The following is a 16,813-nucleotide window of genomic DNA, read 5'->3' as shown; positions in this document are numbered from 1 at the left end:
GTTGTCGTATCATTGGCCGTTTGATTTGAGCCTAGCTATAGGGTTATGTTTTTGCTGAGCAATGGGCTGAGATGTGAGCCAAGGCATTAGTGCATCGCCGCTTAATTGCCAATACACTGTGATTGCCTTATTTTAGGGGCACTATTTTTAGGCCACGATTTTTAACATCACTTTTAGTCACTTTTTTAAAGTGTTTATTTACAGTGACGATTTTAACGTCAGTGGCCCTCTTGGATTGTTTTCTCTTATTGTGTAGAAGCTTCTGCAGCTTAGATAAGACTCTCCTGTTTGCATAAGGAATGAAATGGCAAGCTTGATTCGTATTGTGCTGATTGATACGCACCTTCCGGGCGTGGTGGAACTCGCCCTCAATGGTCATACCAACATTTGTGGTACTAACGCCTCGGGTAAAACGACATTACAACGTCTAGTCCCTGTTTTTTATGGTGAATACCCAAGCCGCGTGGTGCCTTCGACCCGCGACAGTTTCGAGCGTTGGTATTTACCACACGATTCAAGCTACATCATTTACGAATATCAAAAGGCCGATGGCTTACTGTACCAAGCTGTGCTGGCCTCGGCGGGTGATGGTAAGGGCGTTAACTATCGTTTTATCGCCAAAGGTTTTGAGCTAAGCGATTATATTAAATCGCAAAATGGCGACACTATTCTGTGCCACACCATGGCGGAATTAGGCCGTGATTTAAAACGTGCCGGCATCGCCACCACTAATTTGCTTAATACCCGTGAATATCGCGCCATTATTCAAAACGATCGCACCCTATTAAGCACGGGCAGCAACCGCAGCGAACTACGCGGTTATGCACGCCAATTTGCTCTGTGTGAGGGCGAGCATTCCCTGCGTCACATCGAAAAACTCGCTAAAGCGGTGCACTCCAAAGAAGGCAAGATGGAGACGGTCAAATCCATGATCGCCGCCATTTTAGAGGAAGATGGGGTTAATCCGCCCAGCTCACGTTTGAATCCGCAGCGCGTTGAAGCGTGGATCCGTGAAAGCCAACTTATCCAAGGCTTTGAAGTTATTCGTCCTGAGTTTGAGAAACTCGAGCAAGAATTTAACCAACTGCTTAGCGCCGAACTGCGTTTATCGAGTCTGTCTCGCGGTTATCGCAACGATGAAACCTTAGAAGCCGATCGCCAAGATATTCAACAAACCTTATCTAAGGAACTGAATTTAAAACTCAGATTGCTTGATGATGAATGGAAAGAGCAGCGCGATGAGCTCAATCTCGATTTATCGGCAGCTAAGGGCGATGTGGCAAAGTGCGAGTATGAGCTCGATGCCATTGAAGATCAGCATGCTGCCTTTTTAGATGCCAACATAGAGCAAGCCAAGGCCGATCTTGAGATGCTGCCGAACTGGCGCACCGATGTTGAAAACCTAAGTGAACGCCATAAGCTGCAAACCGAGAAGCACCAAGACATTGAGGCGGCCTACAATGCTCGTCGCAGTAAGATTGGCGAGCAGTTAAACCGCGAGCTTGAAGGTTTGCATGCCGACCAAGACAAGCAGCGTGAAGCCCGCGATAAACAACGTGAAGTGGCGCGCACCGATATTGACGCCCTAGAGCTGCAATGGCGCAACCAAATGGATGCGGGCAAGGCTAGCTTTAGCGAGCAGGAATACCAATTCAAACTCACTGCCGCCGAGCTTAAATTGCGTGTTGATGGCGTGACTTACACCGAAGAAGAAAAGCTGAGTCTCGCGATTTTCGACGAACGTATTCACCGCGCCGACGAAGAACAAGAAAGCTGCAATGCCAAGGTCGAGCGCTTAAGCAGCGATGAGCGCAAGCTCAGAGCCAAACGTGACCAAGCCAACGAAGCCTTGCGTATTGCCACCTTAAGGGTGAACGAGCGTCAAACTGCGTTGGATGAACTGCACCATATGCTGTTCCCGCAATCCCACACCCTATTGGAGTTTTTGCGTAAAGAATCCCAAGGCTGGGAGCAAAGTTTAGGTAAAGTGATCGCGCCTGAACTACTGCATCGCACTGATTTACATCCAAGCTTAGTGACTGAATCGAGCGAAGCTTTCTTTGGCGTGCATTTAGATCTTAAAGCGATCGATGTGCCTGAATATGCCGCCTCCGAACAAGAGCTGCGGATTCGGTTAAGCAAAGCCGAAGAAGCCCACACTAGTGCCCAAGAAATGCAAGCCGAGGCCGAATCTCAGCTGGTGGCCATTAATGGCGAGTTGGATAATCTCAGCCGTGAACTGACTTTTGCCCGCACGGCGTACAAAAATAGCCGTGACGATCTGCGTCGCCTATTTGATGAAAAGCGCAGCGAGCAAGAGAAAATTAACAAAGCATTGAGCGAGCGCAAAGCCCATGCGGGACAAAGACTGACTCAACTCGATGGTGAGCTAAAACAACTTAAACATCAGCATGAACTCTGGCTCGAAGATCAAAAAGAGCAAGCGCTCGAAGCGCGCATGGAAAAGAATGCCTATTGGCAGGAAGTCATCGGCGCGCTCGACAACCAACTCGGCCAAATTAAAGCGACTATTGAAGGACGCCGCGAAAGCGCCAAAATCGAGCAGAAAGCCTGCGAGACTTGGTACAAAAACGAGCTTAAATCCCGTGGTGTGGATGAGGATAATATCCTCAAACTCAAGCAACAAATTCGTGATTTAGAAACCAAAATCAGCCGCGCCGAGCAGCGTCGCAGCGACGTACTGCGCTTCGACGATTGGTATCAACACACTTGGCTTGCGCGCAAACCTAAACTGCAAACTCAGCTTAGCGATGTGAAGCGCGCGGTATCGGAAATCGATCAACAGCTTAAGGCGAAAACTCAGGATGTTAAGGCCCGTCGTCAACAACTTGAAACTGAGCGTAAAGCGTCCGATGCGGCGCAGGTTGAAGCCTCTGAAAACTTAACTAAATTACGTGCCGTAATGCGTAAACTCGCCGAGCTTAAGTTGCCAACCAATAACGAAGAAGCCCAAGGCAGCCTAGGCGAGCGTCTGCGCCAAGGTGAAGATTTGCTGCTGAAACGCGATTACCTGATGGGTTCGGTGAAGCAATATGTAGAGCATTTTGACTCAGTGATCGCCAGCAAGTCAGGTTCTGGCCTTGCCGAAACCTGGGAGCGTGCCCGCGAAGAATCGAGCTTTATCAACGATAAAGGTATTCGTCTGCTGGATTACCGTAAGTTAGTGCCACAGCTTGAGCAATTGCTGAACGTGATCGTGCCGCAATCGATTACTGCGCTGCGTGAGCAAGGACGGATTTTTGGTGTCGACTTAACCGCTTTCTACGATGTGTTAGCCGATATCGACCGCCGCATAGCCTCCCAAAGTGCGCGTATTACCCGCGAAGTGGGCGAAGAGTTATTCCTCGATGGCGTGTCTGAATCGGCTGTACGTATTCGTTCGCGCATCAGCGAGTTAGAGTTCTGGCCTGAGCTTGAACAGTTCGTCAAAGCCTTTAAGCATTGGAAAGCCGATGGTTTTAATGGCTTGCCCGATGAGGATTACACCAACAGCATGCGCCGTGCCTTAGACATTATCGGCCGCGCCGCGTTAACGGGGGGAATCTCTAAGTTGCTGGAAATCGAGCTGCGCCTTAAAGAAGGTAACAGCGACTTAATTATCCGCACCGACAGACAGCTTAACGAATCCTCAAGTCACGGTATGGCGTATCTGATTTTGTGTAAGTTCTTGTTGGCATTCACGCGCTTGCTGCGTGGACGCGCCGATGTGACCATTCACTGGCCAATTGATGAGTTGGGCACTTTGCACCATACCAACGTGAAGAAGATTTTCGACGCCTGCGAAAACAATAATATTTGTGTGCTGGGCGCCTTCCCGAACCCTGAGTCTGAGGTGCTGAACTTGTTCGCTAATCGTTACATTATCAACAAACAAACTAAGAAGTTGCAGGTGGTTAAGCCTAAAGTCAACCCAATTGCCGACATGTTGAATAAGCGTTTGTCGAAGGAGGCCATCTAATGAGTGATGCAACCCAAACCGTATTAGTTGGCACTGGCGCTTTGATTGAGCTGTTACTCAAGGGCGAGTTTATTTGCCGCACCACTAATGAAGAAGGCTGGCGCGCCCTTAAAAATAGCAGTACCCGCGAGCGGGTCGAAGCTTATCTCAATCAAATCAACCGTACCGTGGCCTCCGCCGCCGAAGGTGATGTGTTCTTCTGCGGTTATTTGCAGCTCGGCGATAGCGAGCGCAAAGTGATTTCATCGCAGTTTAAAGATATCTGTCAGGCATTGATCCCGCTGGTGGAATGGTTGGTGTTAGTGCAGGAAGCCAGTGGCCAAGATGCGCCGCTGAGCGAAGGTGCGCCCGTGCGTTTGACCGAGCTGCAAAGCCGTATCGAAGACACGCCAGCGTTCCGTGAGCAGTTAGCCAAACTCAGCCAATATCGTCTATTTGGCTCGACCAGTACCAACAGCGATGCGCAAATCAAATTAGTCTTCAAACGATTAGTCGAACTCGGCTATTTAGTGCGCCCCAATGCGGAGAAGCAAATCTATATCGCCACGGGTAAGCTGGATTATCTGTATGAAGTCATTCGTTTTATCGATGAAACCGAAGGTTTAAGCCTAGAAGCGCAGGCGGAAACAGCGACCCAGCGGGACTTAATCTAATGTTGGCACTGTTAAACCTAGGTAAAAGCTGCGACCAAGGAGGCCATGATGAGCAGTAACTTACATCAGGCGGGTGTGAAACTGCTCAAGCAGTTAGGTCGCCATGCTGACATTATTATGGATACCTATTTGGCGGGCTCTCTTAACGAGGATGCGCACGATCCAAGCGTGGTCGAAAAGCTTAAACAGGCAGGGATTTTATGGCGGCCAGAGCCAGATCAGGAGCTGCGGCTTAAGCGTTCTGTGCGTGCCTTACTCGAAGAAGGTTTAAGTGATGAGCGCAATCGCCAAATCGACTCTAATGTCGGTTCGGCCTTAGCGACCATTAAAACCTTGGCCGACCATTATAAAGAGGCGCGTCATAGCTCAGACTACAGCGCCGCCGAGGCCTATTTATCCGATTTAAGCGAACATGTTTATAGTTTCGCCGACAGTCTGCGTTATTCGATTCGTGTGCTCTGGGGCCGGATCAATAACGAGTTCGGTTACGTTGGTACGATCAACGCTAAGATCCGCGAAAACGAATTAGCTCAAAGCCAAGTGTCTGAATTGCTTAATGGCTTAGAGATGTTCCAGTTTAGTGAGCTAGGCGAAATCGCTGGCGATATACGTGAACTGCGCAAACTCTTAGTGACGACTTTGCAGGAAACCATGAGCGACTGCGCCCAGGAACTGAGCGTAGTGCAGGGGCGTTTACTCGAACTCTTAGGCCGCTTCAGACAAATCCGTGGCCGTACCCGTTTACTCAAGGGCTGGTTGCTCTACACTGATTTGCATCCGGATTATCGGCCTGCGGACCATGTGTCCCACAAGGAAATCCCGAGTCTATTCAATCGCGCTGAAATCTTGCTCGCCCCTGCATCGGTAGATGTGCACAACGCCAGCCAAGAACTGGAGTTGATGGGCATAGTCGCGCATATCAAGGCCATCAGCCGTCATCCCGTGATTGCGGCGGTTCGTGAGCATGATGTGTCCGTTTCTATCACCCAAAGTGAAGACTTTGATGTGCCGGATAATCCGCTCAAACAAGCGGTGGATGAGTATTTCGTCGATGTGATTGAGTCTGGCCTGCGCCAATCTGCGCTGGAATATCTGGCGGATAAAGCGCTGCCTTGGGACGCCGAAAGCTGGATTTATCAAGTGATTGGTGGCTACGAAGGCCTACCCGATGAACACAAAGCTTACTTTGAGCTTGAGCCATTAGGTGAGCCGCATCCCATTTATAGCGGTAACTTTATCATTCGCGATGTTGAGTTATGGTTAGCCTAGGCCAGCGACAACTGCAGCTGTTGGAGAACACTTTTATTAAGCGTTCTCCCAAGGTTAAGCTCACGGCTAACTGGCGCGCGATTTACCGCGAGTTAGAAGTGGGTGAGTTAGATGAATCCGAAAAGTATCTGTGTTTTGCGCCCAAAGATTTTGAACTGCTAAGGCAAAGCGTGTTGGCGTTAATGGGGCTTGATTTAAGGCAGCTTGATTTTAATGTCGATCGCATGGCGATGTCCGCCAAAAGTCACGATGAAAAGCTCGCTAAGATACGCCCTGAAGCCGAATACGTTTTGATGAAGTATCTAGGTTTCGGATCTTCACCAACTGGGATTTCAACTCGCACATCACTGCGTATTCCTTTGGATGAAGCACAAAAGCATTGCCATGAACTCAATGTCGCAGCCATCCTAGTGATTGAAAACTTAGATGTATTTGATGTTATCCATCAAGCGCGTTTGCCACAGGATTTAACTCATGTGATGGTTATCTACCGAGGTAGCGGTCATCATTCCCCGATTGGCGTGCGGCATTTTTTGCAAGCGATGGCAGATAAATTACCGATCATTGCCTTTACCGACTTAGATCCCGCAGGGCTACAAATCGCCCATACCTTAATGGGTGTGACCCATTGCCTTGTGCCACAACTTGCGCTGACAGCACCTGCTGAGTTATTGGCAATAGCACAAATTAATTCTACTGATGATTTCGACAAGCAAGCGAAACAGGCTAAGTATTTGCAAAATGCCGAGTTAAAGCATTGGCAAAAATTAGCCGTTTGGCTAAATCAACACCGTATTAGTATCAAACAGCAACACCTGCTGGCTCGCGGACTTGAACTAGTGTTAGTGCCATATATTTAGCTGTCATCCCTTTCATCTCTCTGCTTTATAATAATTAACTGGTTTTAAATCCTGTTAAAAATTTAAATTCAGTTATTAAGTCTGGGTTTTATCTGGCTATTGTTTCTTATATGTTTAATTTGATGTTATTTGGTGTTTATTTTGTTTATTTATACTGGTTTAAATATATTTTGTTAGTGCTCAAATATTGTGCTTATAGATTTTTTATGGTTTAAAATCAGTTTATTACTATTTTTCTGTGATGGTGTTAACTTAATTCAAGATGAAAAAATGAAATTTATTCATTGAATTAACGGCTAGCATGTTTCACTATCCCCGCCTGAGCCAAAAATGGATTGGCAATTGTGCTCATCATGGAAGATGAATAACAAATAAATGACCTTTCTGGGGAAATCACAAGCATGATGAAATCACTTTCGACGCGGATCTTTATTGGTCTGTTTGCCGGCCTTATTTTCGGTACAATAGTGCAATACTTCTTAAACGATATCGGTTTTTTCTCGGGTAATTTAGTCGAGCTTGCCGGTGGCGTTGGTACTATGTTCGTCAATATGATCATGATGCTGGTTGTGCCACTCGTGTTTGTGAGCATCGTTTGTGGTGTCTGTGAGCTGCAAGATCTCAAAAGTTTTGGCCGCTTGGGCGGTAAGACCTTCGGTTTTTATATCATCAATACTGTCGTCGCAATCGCGACCGCATTATTAGTGGTGCTGCTACTCGAACCCGGTAAAGGTGTAGATATGAGCAGCACAGATGGCGTAGCGATTACAGCAACTGAGCTGCCAAGCCTGATGGCGTTGGTGATCGACATAGTCCCACGTAATCCTGTGACGGCTTTTATGTCGGGCAATATGCTACAAGTGATCTTTATGGCCTTGTTGCTTGGCGGTGTGATTAAGTCCCTTGGGGAGCATGTTGCGGGTGCTGTCCAAGGTTTTCAAACCGCCAATAAAATCATGATGAAATTGATTTCTGTGGTGATGAGTCTTGCGCCCTATGGTGTATTTGCCTTGATGTTTAAACTCGGCGCGACCTTAGATGCAGGTGTGTTTATGAGTGTGGTTGAGTATATGGTGCTGATCCTCGCGCTGCTGCTACTGTGGATTTTTGTGGTTTATCCTATGGCAGTGGGGATATTTACCCCAATTTCAGCCAAAACCTTCCGCGAGAAGACCCAAGAGCAAGTGCTGTTTTCACTCTCGACCGCAAGCTCAAATGCGACTATTCCCGTGACCATGCGTACTTTAACTGACAAGTTAGGCGTGAACCGTGCTGTTGCTGGTTTTGGCGTACCGCTGGGGGCGACCATGAACATGGGCGGTGTGGCGATTTATATCACTATTGCGATTTTCTTTGTCGCCAACGCCTTTGGCATGCCCATTACCACTGAGCAATTGCCTTCGCTGTTATTTAGTGTCTTCCTATTATCTGTCGGTGCTGGCGGTGTTCCCGGTGGCGGCATGGTGATGATAGGTGTGTTAATCCATCAAATGGGATTACCGATTGAAGCCTTTGCGATTGTGGCAGCGCTGGATCGTATTATTGATATGGTGCTGACGTCCTGTAACGTGGTTGGTGATACTGCGGTGTTGACTATAGTGGATCAAACCGAGAAAGTGCATCAGCTTGAGTCAGCGAAGAGTTAATGTGCCACTAAGTCGTATTCTATAAAAACAAAAGCCACTGAAAACAGTGGCTTTTGTTTAATATTCTCTATGCTGGTATTGATGCGTTGCTAGGTTCGCATCAACTATGTTAGCCCATTACTTAGTGCGAGTAATTTTATCCAGATAGCCCATGGCAAAGGCTGATAATACAAAGGTGATGTGTATTAACAGATACCACATGATTTTGTCGTTATCGATATTCTTCACATCCATAAAGATTTTCAGTAGGTGAATAGACGAAATCGCCACAATCGACGCCGCCACTTTGTTTTTCAGTGAGCCAGAATCTAATTTACCCAGCCAACTTAGCTTCTCACTGTCTTCGCCCACATCCAGCTGCGAGACAAAATTCTCGTAGCCAGAAAACATCACCATCACAATCAGGCCGCCCACGAGGGTGATATCAATCAAGGACAGGGTCACCAGCACTAAATCCACTTCCGTCATCTCAAAAATGATCGGCAGAATATGGAAGATCTCTTGGAAGAATTTAATGCCTAAGCCCAATAAAACAAAGCTGAGTCCCAAATAAATTGGCGCCATAATCCAGCGCGATGCATACATTAATTTTTCAAATATTTGTTCCATAATCCATTAAACCCTTTATCTAAAATGCGGTAAAAAAATCGAGTCACTAATGACTAAAACAGTAACATAATGCACTTTATGCGCGCTATTACCCAATCACAATGGCGTGAGTTATATGCTGTTATTGTGTTTTTTTGTAACCTCTGTGGTTATTTAAACCCTATGTTAGGTGTTAGTAGCGCCACATCGTTTAATTTGCACTGCCTTTGATATGTCTGATCGTCGCTTTTTTCAACCTAATACCAAGCAAATTCAGCCATGGATAATCATTTTTCTTGGCATTTTAGGGCTTTGATGAAGGAAGTGACATTTGTCATCCTAGATTGCTGACAACTCACACTGCCGTGATGGACATTTTACGCAGATACTTAAGTCATCTAAACAAGGAGGCTTAATCATGCAACATAAATCACTGGACCAACAATTAATCGAATACCGTCAACAACGTGCTTTAGCTATGCCCTTATCCGGCATGATTGTGTGGAGCCTACTGTTTGTATTGAGCTTTGTATTACCTCCTTCGCAGTTGGTGATGGCGGTCTTTATCGGTACAGGTTCTATTATCTACCTTGCCATGGGGATTTCGCGGCTGACAGGCGAGAATATCTCGTTTAAGAAAAGCGCTGAGCGTAATTGGTTTGAGACTGTGTTTCTCGCTGCGATGGGGATGAGTTTTTTAACCTTTAGTATCAGTATTCCCTTTTTTATGGAAAATTATCTGGCCTTGCCTTTCGCCCTTGCGGTGCAAACAGGTTTAATGTGGTTAGTCCACGGTGTTTTAGCTGCGCAAAAGGTGGCCATAGTGCATGCGATAGTGCGCACTGTGGCTTGCGCGGCTGCTTTTATGTTGTGGCCTGAGTTGAGTTTTCAGCTTCAACCTTTGATTGTGGTGATATGTTATGGGTTTTCGATTCCTGTGATGCAGCGTCGTTGGAAGATTCAGCAAAATCTGTGTGTTGCGGGTTAGTGGTTTAGTTCTCACTGACGTGTACGTTAATAATACGGCCTTACGACCGAGGTGAATCAAAGTCGTGGGGCTTCACCCCCTGATTTTAATTAAGAGTCGACCAAAGAGGACTGCTCGTCCTATCCTCCTTGCCTATTGTTTTCACATCAACCAAGACGCCCTAGCGAAGTTACATGCATTGATTAGTGGCTTCGTGCTTATTCGAAAATAGCTAACGCTTCCGATGGTACATCCTGTGCCCCGGAAGCTAGCTCGGCATCCATGCCTCACTCACGCGATTTTCTTCAACGCCCTCCAGCAACTTCGCAGGGGATGGGCGTATCTCTGTAGCTAAATTGTTAGCTGTTCATCTGAAAAGTGTTATACCTGTTCCGCCTTTTAATATAAAGTATTCTAAGATGCACTATAAAAACCATCAAAATTTTGAGCAGGAGGCATAATGATAAAGGAATTTTTTATAACTAAGCTTTATGAAGAGAGAAATGTAAGAATAAAATTTAATAGCCCATATAAAATTCTGGTAGCCGAAAATGGTTATGGAAAAACAACAATTTTAAACTCGTTTTATGCACTATTATCAGGTGAAACCTCAAAACTGAGAAAGATTTCTTTCGAAGAAATTGGCATCGTATTTAGTGATGGAGACATAATAAGCTTTACAAAGCCAGAGTTTGATGCCGATCTTGCTTTAATTAAGTCACACCCGCTTTTCGAGCATATAGAGACTAAGTTTGGACACGAATTCATATTGCAACTACTTGATGATGTTAGGCGACTTCCTCTCCAACGAATGGAAATGTCATCTGTATTTAGAAGAGTTGTTTCTGAACTAGATTTACCTGCAAGTGTTTTAAAGGAGAGTTTGAGAGATATTTTTAGAGACTCCCTCCGTCCTGATATGCGATTTAGACATAACAATATTCGTGAGAACAGGCCGAAAAAAAGAGTTCAACCTTCAACCCAAGATAAGTTGGAGCAAATTAGTAAAAAAATAAACTTAAAGACCTTATACCTACCTACATATCGTAGAGTTGAAGAAGATATAAGAGCTTTTAGTGGCTCAGGAAAAGGCTCATTTAATGAGCATGTTTCTATAAATTTTGGGATGCATGATGTTCAGGAAAGTATTGAGAAAATAACTTCTGAAATATTAAGTTCATCTGTGGAATGGTTTTCAAAAATTAATGGTGAAATGCTAAGCCAGTTAGTAAGTGGTTTTTTAGTAACACCAGAGATGAAAACTTCTATTTCAGATCCAAAAGCAGTTGAAATTGTACTGGAACGTATTGGGAAACATATATCTGAACCTCAGAAAAAACAAATATTGGACTTAGTGGATACTGGTAAAATCCAAAAAGACCATGACCCGCTAATATACTTTGTCAGTAATCTACTAAAGGTATATGAACAGCAACAAGAAAATGATGAAGCTATTCAGAATTTTACAAAAGTTAGCAATAAATATTTAGCTGATAAAGAAATTATCTATGATGAAAGTAATGTCACGATCGAGATTGTCAGGAAAAAAAATAATAGAACTGTGAATATTGAAAGTTTATCATCTGGTGAGAAGCAAATTATTTCTTTATTTGCTCTGTTATACCTTCAAAAGAAAGAGAACTTAGCTATTTTTTTTGATGAACCAGAACTCTCGTTATCTATGGAGTGGCAAAAAACATTACTTCCTGACATTATAAACTCTGGTAAATGTAAATTCCTTTTTTCTACTACTCATTCACCTTTCATTTTTGAAAATGAACTTGAAGATCACACTGTTGATTTGTTTGAGTATATTGAGGAACTGTAATGTCAAGAGTTGAAACACTTAAAGATTCTAGAGACTCTATTTCAGTAAAATTTTTAGAATTCACAAGAATAAGATGTAAAAGTACTAATCAGATCGCTATTTTTTTTGAAGGAGAAGATGAAAAGTATTTTTCAGGGAGAATTAACATAATACGCCCTGATATAAGGTGGTCAGGAATTAACTCCAAAGGGAAGTCAAATGTAATAAGCTTGAGGAATAAAATAAGGAAGCACTCCACTTATAAAGACTCACCTTGTTTATTTTTTGTCGATAGTGACTTTGATAGCAATAAAGAGATCTCTAATGCTAATGATATTTATCTAACACCATGTTATTCAATAGAGAACCTTTATTTTTCTGATGCAGTATTCGAAAAAATCTTAGCTGCGGAGTTTGGGTTGTCAGATACTACAGATGAACATGAATGCTATAAAAAGGCATTGGAGCTTTATGTCGTCACTAAAAAAAGCTATTTACAAGAAATAAAATACTTTAATTTTCTTATTAGAGAGTTAAGGGTGATGGAACAAAATGGAAGCATTGGTGGAAGACTTAATATAAATAATTTATCAATTGATGATTTGATTTCAATCAATTTAGGATATGTAACTAAGCAGTACGATGAGAAAAAACCACAGCAAATTTTCCCTGAATTGTCATCAGAAATTCAAATTTCTCTTCAAGAATCAGAAAATTATTTTATTGAGCTTTCTGCAGATCAATGGTTTAGAGGTAAACAGCACTTAGAGTTCTTAAGGGTATTCTTGGTGAAGTTAAAGGAAGATAGATGCAATACTAAATCAAGGACTATTTTTAAGTCAAAAGGGAAAGTTAAACTGCACTTGACTAAGGCGAATAGTATTTCTGAACTAAGCCAATATGCTGAGACTCCAAACTGTTTGAAAGAATTTCTAGTAAGACAAAATTTTGGAAAGTCTGCAGCTTGAATTAAAGGGTGATACGAAATAGCGGCTAGTCATAATATTGGGTAAGAATAGCTATCCGATATACAGGAACACATCAAGTTATAAATGGTTAAGTTGAAAGCTCAATAAAACGAGATAAGAGAATAAACTGACAGACGTTACTTTTATGCTTTAATACTTAATCAATAACTCTAGTGTTTGAGGAATACACCATCCCCTCGGAGTTGCCGCAGGGCGAATAGACAAATTGCGTGAGTCTCGGCATGGATGCCGAGCTAGCTTTCGCAGGTGCAGGGACGCATCCTTCGGAAGCGATAGCAGATTTGGCAATGAGCACAAGGGGCTTTCAACTCCGTTGGGGACGTCATGGAGCATCCAAGGAGGATAGGACGAGCAGTCCTCCTTGGTCGGGTGTGGGGTGAAGCCCCACGACCTTCTCGGCCGCAAGGCCGTATAAATAACAAAAAAGCCACTGTGGTCAGTGGCTTTTATCCTAAAAATCAGAAGCTAAGCGATTCGGCTTACTCTATATTTGGCTCTTCGCTGTAATCAATACCGTGGTAGGTCAGGCAAGCGTCGACTTCGTTGCTGCTGCCTAGGATGACGGCAACACGTTGGTGAATTTGTGTTGGTTGAATATCCAAAATGGTTTCATAACCAGTAGAAGCCTTACCGCCAGCTTGTTCGACTAAGAAGGCCATTGGGTTGGCTTCGTACATCAAGCGCAGTTTGTACGGTTTTTTAGGATCTTTATTGTCGGTTGGGTAAGTGAAAATACCACCGCGAGATAGCACGCGGTGTACATCGCCGACCATGGCCGCAATCCAGCGCATGTTGAATGATTTTTCGCGTGGGCCAATTTTACCGAGCAGTAAATCGGCAATATAGGTCTGCATTGGCGCTTCCCAAAAACGCTGGTTCGACATGTTAATGGCAAACTCTTGGGTATCTGGGCTAATGCTCATGGCGGCGTTAGTCAGTAAAAACTCATTGGTTTCTGGGTGCAAAGTAAAGAGTTGCACGCCTTGGCCTGTGGTTAATGCCAGCATGGTCGATGGACCATAAAGGACATAACCAGCGGCTAATTGGGCGCGGCCAGATTGTAAAAAGCTAGTTTCAGTCAACTCGCCAGCAGGGGCGGGCAGGACAGAGAAAATGGTGCCGACTAACGAGTTGATATCAATATTAGATGAGCCATCGAGTGGATCAAAACACACTAGATATTGGCCATTTTGGCTGACTTCAACCACATGATCTTCTTCTTCCGACGCCAAACCGCGCACTGTACCGTCAGCTTTTAATGCATCTTTGAGCATATCGTTGGTGATGATATCCAGTTTTTTCTGGGTTTCACCTTGGACGTTTTCTTGCTCAGTCGCGCCTAACACGCCCGCAAGTGCACCGTGGCGAACGGCATGGCTAATGGCTTTTGAGGTGTCGGCTAAGGTTAAAATCAAGTGAGAGAGGGAGTCGTTCACTGCCTGTGAGGTCAGGTGCTGGGCCAGAGTCTGCATGTTATGTCCTTTAGAGGTTCAACAATGAGGTCAATTTCGTTATTTGCCGCGAATGATAACTCAGTTAGTCGACAATTTCAGCGATGTTGCTGATGCTTTTAGCGAATATTAGGGCTTTTTGGGATTATTTGGATTGGGCTTGGCGCAAGGGCCTAATTTGTATCGGCATATTGCATGCTATTTCTATTTAGGGTTTGCCTCTGGCACAATGTCGGCTTGTTTTTAATCGCTGACATCTTAGGCGATTATGCTTCCAAGGAATAATAATGATTAAAAATAGGTTAACTTGGCTCCCTGCGTGCTCACTTAAGGTGCGCACCGTTCCCCTACTGATAGCGAGCCAAATGGCCATGATTTCGACAGCTATGTTTTCAATTACCCCAGCTTTTGCAATGGAAGGCGGCAAACTGCCACTGACGATTGAGCGAATGAATGCCTCGCCCGCATTAGCGGGCACCAGCCCTCGTGGTTTGAAATTGTCACCCGATGGTCAGCGTGTCACTTATCTTGCGGGCCGTAAAGACAATCAAAACTTTTATGATCTCTGGCAGATGGATGTAAAGACGGGAAAATCTAGCCTATTGCTCAATGCCGAGAAGTTGGCAAGCAATGAATTATCCGATGAAGAAAAGGCCCGCCGCGAACGCCAACGTATTTATGGTGAAGGCATTATGGAGTACTTCTGGGCCGATGATAGCCAAGCGCTATTAATTCCGGCTGCTGGTAATCTGTATTATTTTTCATTAGTGGATAACAGTGTCAGCCAACTTCCCATTGGCGAAGGGTTTGCCACAGATGCGCGCCTATCACCCAAGGGACATTTTGTGTCTTTCGTGCGGGACCAAAATTTGTATGTGTTAGATCTGTCGACCAAAAAACTTCAAGCTATGACAACCGATGGCGGCGGGGCAATTAAAAATGCCATGGCAGAGTTTGTCGCTCAGGAGGAAATGGATCGCATGACAGGTTATTGGTGGGCGCCCGATGAATCGGCCATCGCCTTTACCCGTATCGATGAGTCCGGTGTCGAGCAAGTAACCCGTAACGAAATCTATGCTGATGGTATTAAACTTACTGAGCAGCGCTATCCCTATGCTGGCAAAAACAATGTCGACATCGCCCTCGGTGTGGTCACGCTAAAAAATAAGGCTATCAATTGGGTGACTCTGCGCGAAGAGAACAGCGAAGACAAGAGCAAAGATATTTACCTGCCGCGGGTCGATTGGTTGCCCGATAGCAAACACTTGTCGTTCCAGTGGCAGAGCCGCGATCAACATAAGCTCGATTTGCAGTTAGTGGCGTTAGATTCACTGACTAAGCCAAAAACCTTAGTGAAAGAACGCAGTAACGCTTGGGTGAACCTCAATAACGATCTGCACTTTTTAAAACAGCAATCGGCTTTTATTTGGGCATCTGAGCGTGACGGCTTTAATCATCTGTATCTTTTTGACTTAAAAGGCAAACTTAAAACCCAATTGACTCAGGGCGAGTGGGCTGTCGATGCGTTGGAATACATAGATGAAACCGCTGGTTGGGTATATTTCACTGGCCGCAAAGATACGCCAATCGAGAAACAACTTTATCGCGTGCCTTTAGCGGGTGGCAAGGTTGAGCGGGTAAGCAAGCAAGCGGGCATGCACGACCCTGTGTTTGCCGACAATCAAAGTGTGTATCTGGATTATTTCAATAGCTTATCTCAGCCACCGCAGATCAGTTTACACGGTGACAAGGGCCAACAATTGGCTTGGGTTGAGCAAAATGAAGTTAAGCAAGGCCATCCTTTATATGGCTATGCGGGTCTGTGGCAAATCCCTGAATTTGGTGAACTGAAAGCCGAAGATGGCCAAGTGTTACAAACCCGTTTATTCAAACCTGTTCCCTTCGATGCGAGCAAGAAATACCCTGTCGTAGTGCGGGTTTACGGTGGGCCGCACGCCCAGTTAGTGACTAATAGCTGGAGTGAGCAGGACTACTTTACCCAGTATCTTGTGCAACAAGGCTATGTGGTATTCCAATTAGATAACCGCGGCAGCGCCCACAGAGGCACTCGGTTTGAGCAGGTGATTTACCGTCATTTGGGCGAAGCTGAAGTGAATGATCAAAAAGTGGGGGTGGATTATCTGCGTAGCTTAGCCTTTGTCGATGCCGATAATGTGGCGATTTACGGCCACAGCTACGGCGGTTATATGGCTTTGATGAGTTTATTTAAGGCGCCAGATTACTTTAAAGCCGCGATTTCGGGCGCACCTGTGACCGACTGGCGTTTGTATGACACCCATTATACTGAGCGTTACTTAGGTCATCCTGAAGGCAATGAAAAGGGTTATGAAGCCAGCAGCGTGTTTCCTTACGTGAAAAACTATCAAGCAGGTCTGTTGATGTATCACGGCATGGCTGACGATAACGTCTTGTTTGAAAACAGCACTCGGGTTTATAAAGCGCTGCAGGATGAAGGTAAATTATTCCAGATGATCGATTATCCGGGATCTAAACATTCGATGCGTGGCGAGAAAGTGCGTAATCACTTATATCGCTCACTGGCCGATTTCCTAGATAGGCAGTTGAAAAACGCCAAATAGTAGG

At 44.8% G+C, this 16,813-nt stretch carries 11 protein-coding genes; 9 read left to right on the top strand and 2 right to left on the bottom strand.

The window, feature by feature from the left end:
- Nucleotides 1-304: 304 nt before the first annotated feature.
- From L5M71_RS04795 to L5M71_RS04775, 5 genes are all read left to right on the top strand, one after another.
- Nucleotides 305-3,979 (top strand): ATP-binding protein, encoded by a 3,675-nt coding sequence (locus L5M71_RS04795; RefSeq protein WP_263206401.1) that lies wholly within the window; start codon nucleotides 305-307, stop codon nucleotides 3,977-3,979.
- Nucleotides 3,979-4,632, top strand: a complete 654-nt coding sequence (locus L5M71_RS04790) for a hypothetical protein (protein ID WP_006080105.1) — start codon at nucleotides 3,979-3,981, stop codon at nucleotides 4,630-4,632. The genes L5M71_RS04795 and L5M71_RS04790 overlap by 1 nt, the downstream gene beginning before the upstream one ends.
- A gap of 48 nt (nucleotides 4,633-4,680) precedes the next feature.
- Nucleotides 4,681-5,901, top strand: coding sequence for a hypothetical protein (locus L5M71_RS04785; RefSeq protein ID WP_011790750.1), 1,221 nt, complete (start codon nucleotides 4,681-4,683; stop codon nucleotides 5,899-5,901).
- Nucleotides 5,889-6,761, top strand: coding sequence for a Wadjet anti-phage system protein JetD domain-containing protein (locus L5M71_RS04780; protein ID WP_263206400.1), 873 nt, complete (start codon nucleotides 5,889-5,891; stop codon nucleotides 6,759-6,761). Before L5M71_RS04785 ends, L5M71_RS04780 begins: the two co-directional genes overlap by 13 nt.
- A gap of 401 nt (nucleotides 6,762-7,162) precedes the next feature.
- A complete protein-coding gene (locus L5M71_RS04775; protein WP_173247503.1) occupies nucleotides 7,163-8,407 on the top strand; it encodes a dicarboxylate/amino acid:cation symporter in 1,245 nt (414 codons plus the stop codon).
- 117 nt (nucleotides 8,408-8,524) lie between these two features.
- On the opposite strand, the gene L5M71_RS04770 is transcribed toward L5M71_RS04775, so the two are convergent.
- The gene (locus L5M71_RS04770) at nucleotides 8,525-9,016 is read right to left on the bottom strand and encodes a TIGR00645 family protein (protein ID WP_105250244.1); all 492 of its coding nucleotides are present in this window, start codon (nucleotides 9,014-9,016) and stop codon (nucleotides 8,525-8,527) included.
- Nucleotides 9,017-9,413: 397 nt separating this feature from the next.
- Between L5M71_RS04770 and L5M71_RS04765 the strand changes: the two genes are divergently transcribed.
- The 3 genes from L5M71_RS04765 (at nucleotide 9,414) to L5M71_RS04755 (ending at nucleotide 12,737) form a co-directional block, all read left to right on the top strand.
- A complete protein-coding gene (locus L5M71_RS04765; protein ID WP_263206399.1) occupies nucleotides 9,414-9,983 on the top strand; it encodes a DUF7010 family protein in 570 nt (189 codons plus the stop codon).
- Between the two features lie 439 nt (nucleotides 9,984-10,422).
- On the top strand, nucleotides 10,423-11,790 hold the full coding sequence (locus L5M71_RS04760; protein WP_263206398.1) for an ATP-binding protein: 1,368 nt from the start codon (nucleotides 10,423-10,425) through the stop codon (nucleotides 11,788-11,790).
- Nucleotides 11,790-12,737: a DUF4435 domain-containing protein gene (locus L5M71_RS04755; RefSeq protein ID WP_263206397.1), complete on the top strand. Its 948-nt coding sequence runs from the start codon at nucleotides 11,790-11,792 to the stop codon at nucleotides 12,735-12,737. The genes L5M71_RS04760 and L5M71_RS04755 overlap by 1 nt, the downstream gene beginning before the upstream one ends.
- Before the next feature lie 500 nt (nucleotides 12,738-13,237).
- On the opposite strand, the gene L5M71_RS04750 is transcribed toward L5M71_RS04755, so the two are convergent.
- Nucleotides 13,238-14,230 carry a class 1 fructose-bisphosphatase gene (locus L5M71_RS04750; RefSeq protein ID WP_263206396.1) on the bottom strand — a complete coding sequence of 331 codons (993 nt, stop codon included), beginning with the start codon at nucleotides 14,228-14,230 and terminating at the stop codon, nucleotides 13,238-13,240.
- Between the two features lie 266 nt (nucleotides 14,231-14,496).
- Here L5M71_RS04750 and L5M71_RS04745 point away from each other — a divergent pair, with 266 nt between their 5' ends.
- Nucleotides 14,497-16,809 (top strand): S9 family peptidase, encoded by a 2,313-nt coding sequence (locus tag L5M71_RS04745; protein ID WP_263206393.1) that lies wholly within the window; start codon nucleotides 14,497-14,499, stop codon nucleotides 16,807-16,809.
- The last annotated feature ends 4 nt before the right edge of the window (nucleotides 16,810-16,813 follow it).

Origin of the sequence: Shewanella sp. SW1, from assembly GCF_025653545.1 — a bacterium.
GTDB classification, from domain to species: domain Bacteria; phylum Pseudomonadota; class Gammaproteobacteria; order Enterobacterales; family Shewanellaceae; genus Shewanella; species Shewanella oncorhynchi.
This window is presented reverse-complemented; position numbering and strand designations above follow the sequence as displayed.

What these genes read in the sequence shown, in the direction of transcription:
- L5M71_RS04760 (WP_263206398.1), top strand. Translation starts at nt 10,423, where the DNA reads ATGATAAAGGAATTTTTTATAACTAAGCTTTATGAAGAGAGAAATGTA.
- L5M71_RS04775 (WP_173247503.1), top strand. Translation starts at nt 7,163, where the DNA reads ATGATGAAATCACTTTCGACGCGGATCTTTATTGGTCTGTTTGCCGGC.
- L5M71_RS04790 (WP_006080105.1), top strand. Translation starts at nt 3,979, where the DNA reads ATGAGTGATGCAACCCAAACCGTATTAGTTGGCACTGGCGCTTTGATT.
- L5M71_RS04750 (WP_263206396.1), bottom strand. Translation starts at nt 14,230, where the DNA reads ATGCAGACTCTGGCCCAGCACCTGACCTCACAGGCAGTGAACGACTCC.
- L5M71_RS04780 (WP_263206400.1), top strand. Translation starts at nt 5,889, where the DNA reads ATGGTTAGCCTAGGCCAGCGACAACTGCAGCTGTTGGAGAACACTTTT.
- L5M71_RS04765 (WP_263206399.1), top strand. Translation starts at nt 9,414, where the DNA reads ATGCAACATAAATCACTGGACCAACAATTAATCGAATACCGTCAACAA.
- L5M71_RS04755 (WP_263206397.1), top strand. Translation starts at nt 11,790, where the DNA reads ATGTCAAGAGTTGAAACACTTAAAGATTCTAGAGACTCTATTTCAGTA.
- L5M71_RS04785 (WP_011790750.1), top strand. Translation starts at nt 4,681, where the DNA reads ATGAGCAGTAACTTACATCAGGCGGGTGTGAAACTGCTCAAGCAGTTA.
- L5M71_RS04770 (WP_105250244.1), bottom strand. Translation starts at nt 9,016, where the DNA reads ATGGAACAAATATTTGAAAAATTAATGTATGCATCGCGCTGGATTATG.
- L5M71_RS04795 (WP_263206401.1), top strand. Translation starts at nt 305, where the DNA reads ATGGCAAGCTTGATTCGTATTGTGCTGATTGATACGCACCTTCCGGGC.
- L5M71_RS04745 (WP_263206393.1), top strand. Translation starts at nt 14,497, where the DNA reads ATGATTAAAAATAGGTTAACTTGGCTCCCTGCGTGCTCACTTAAGGTG.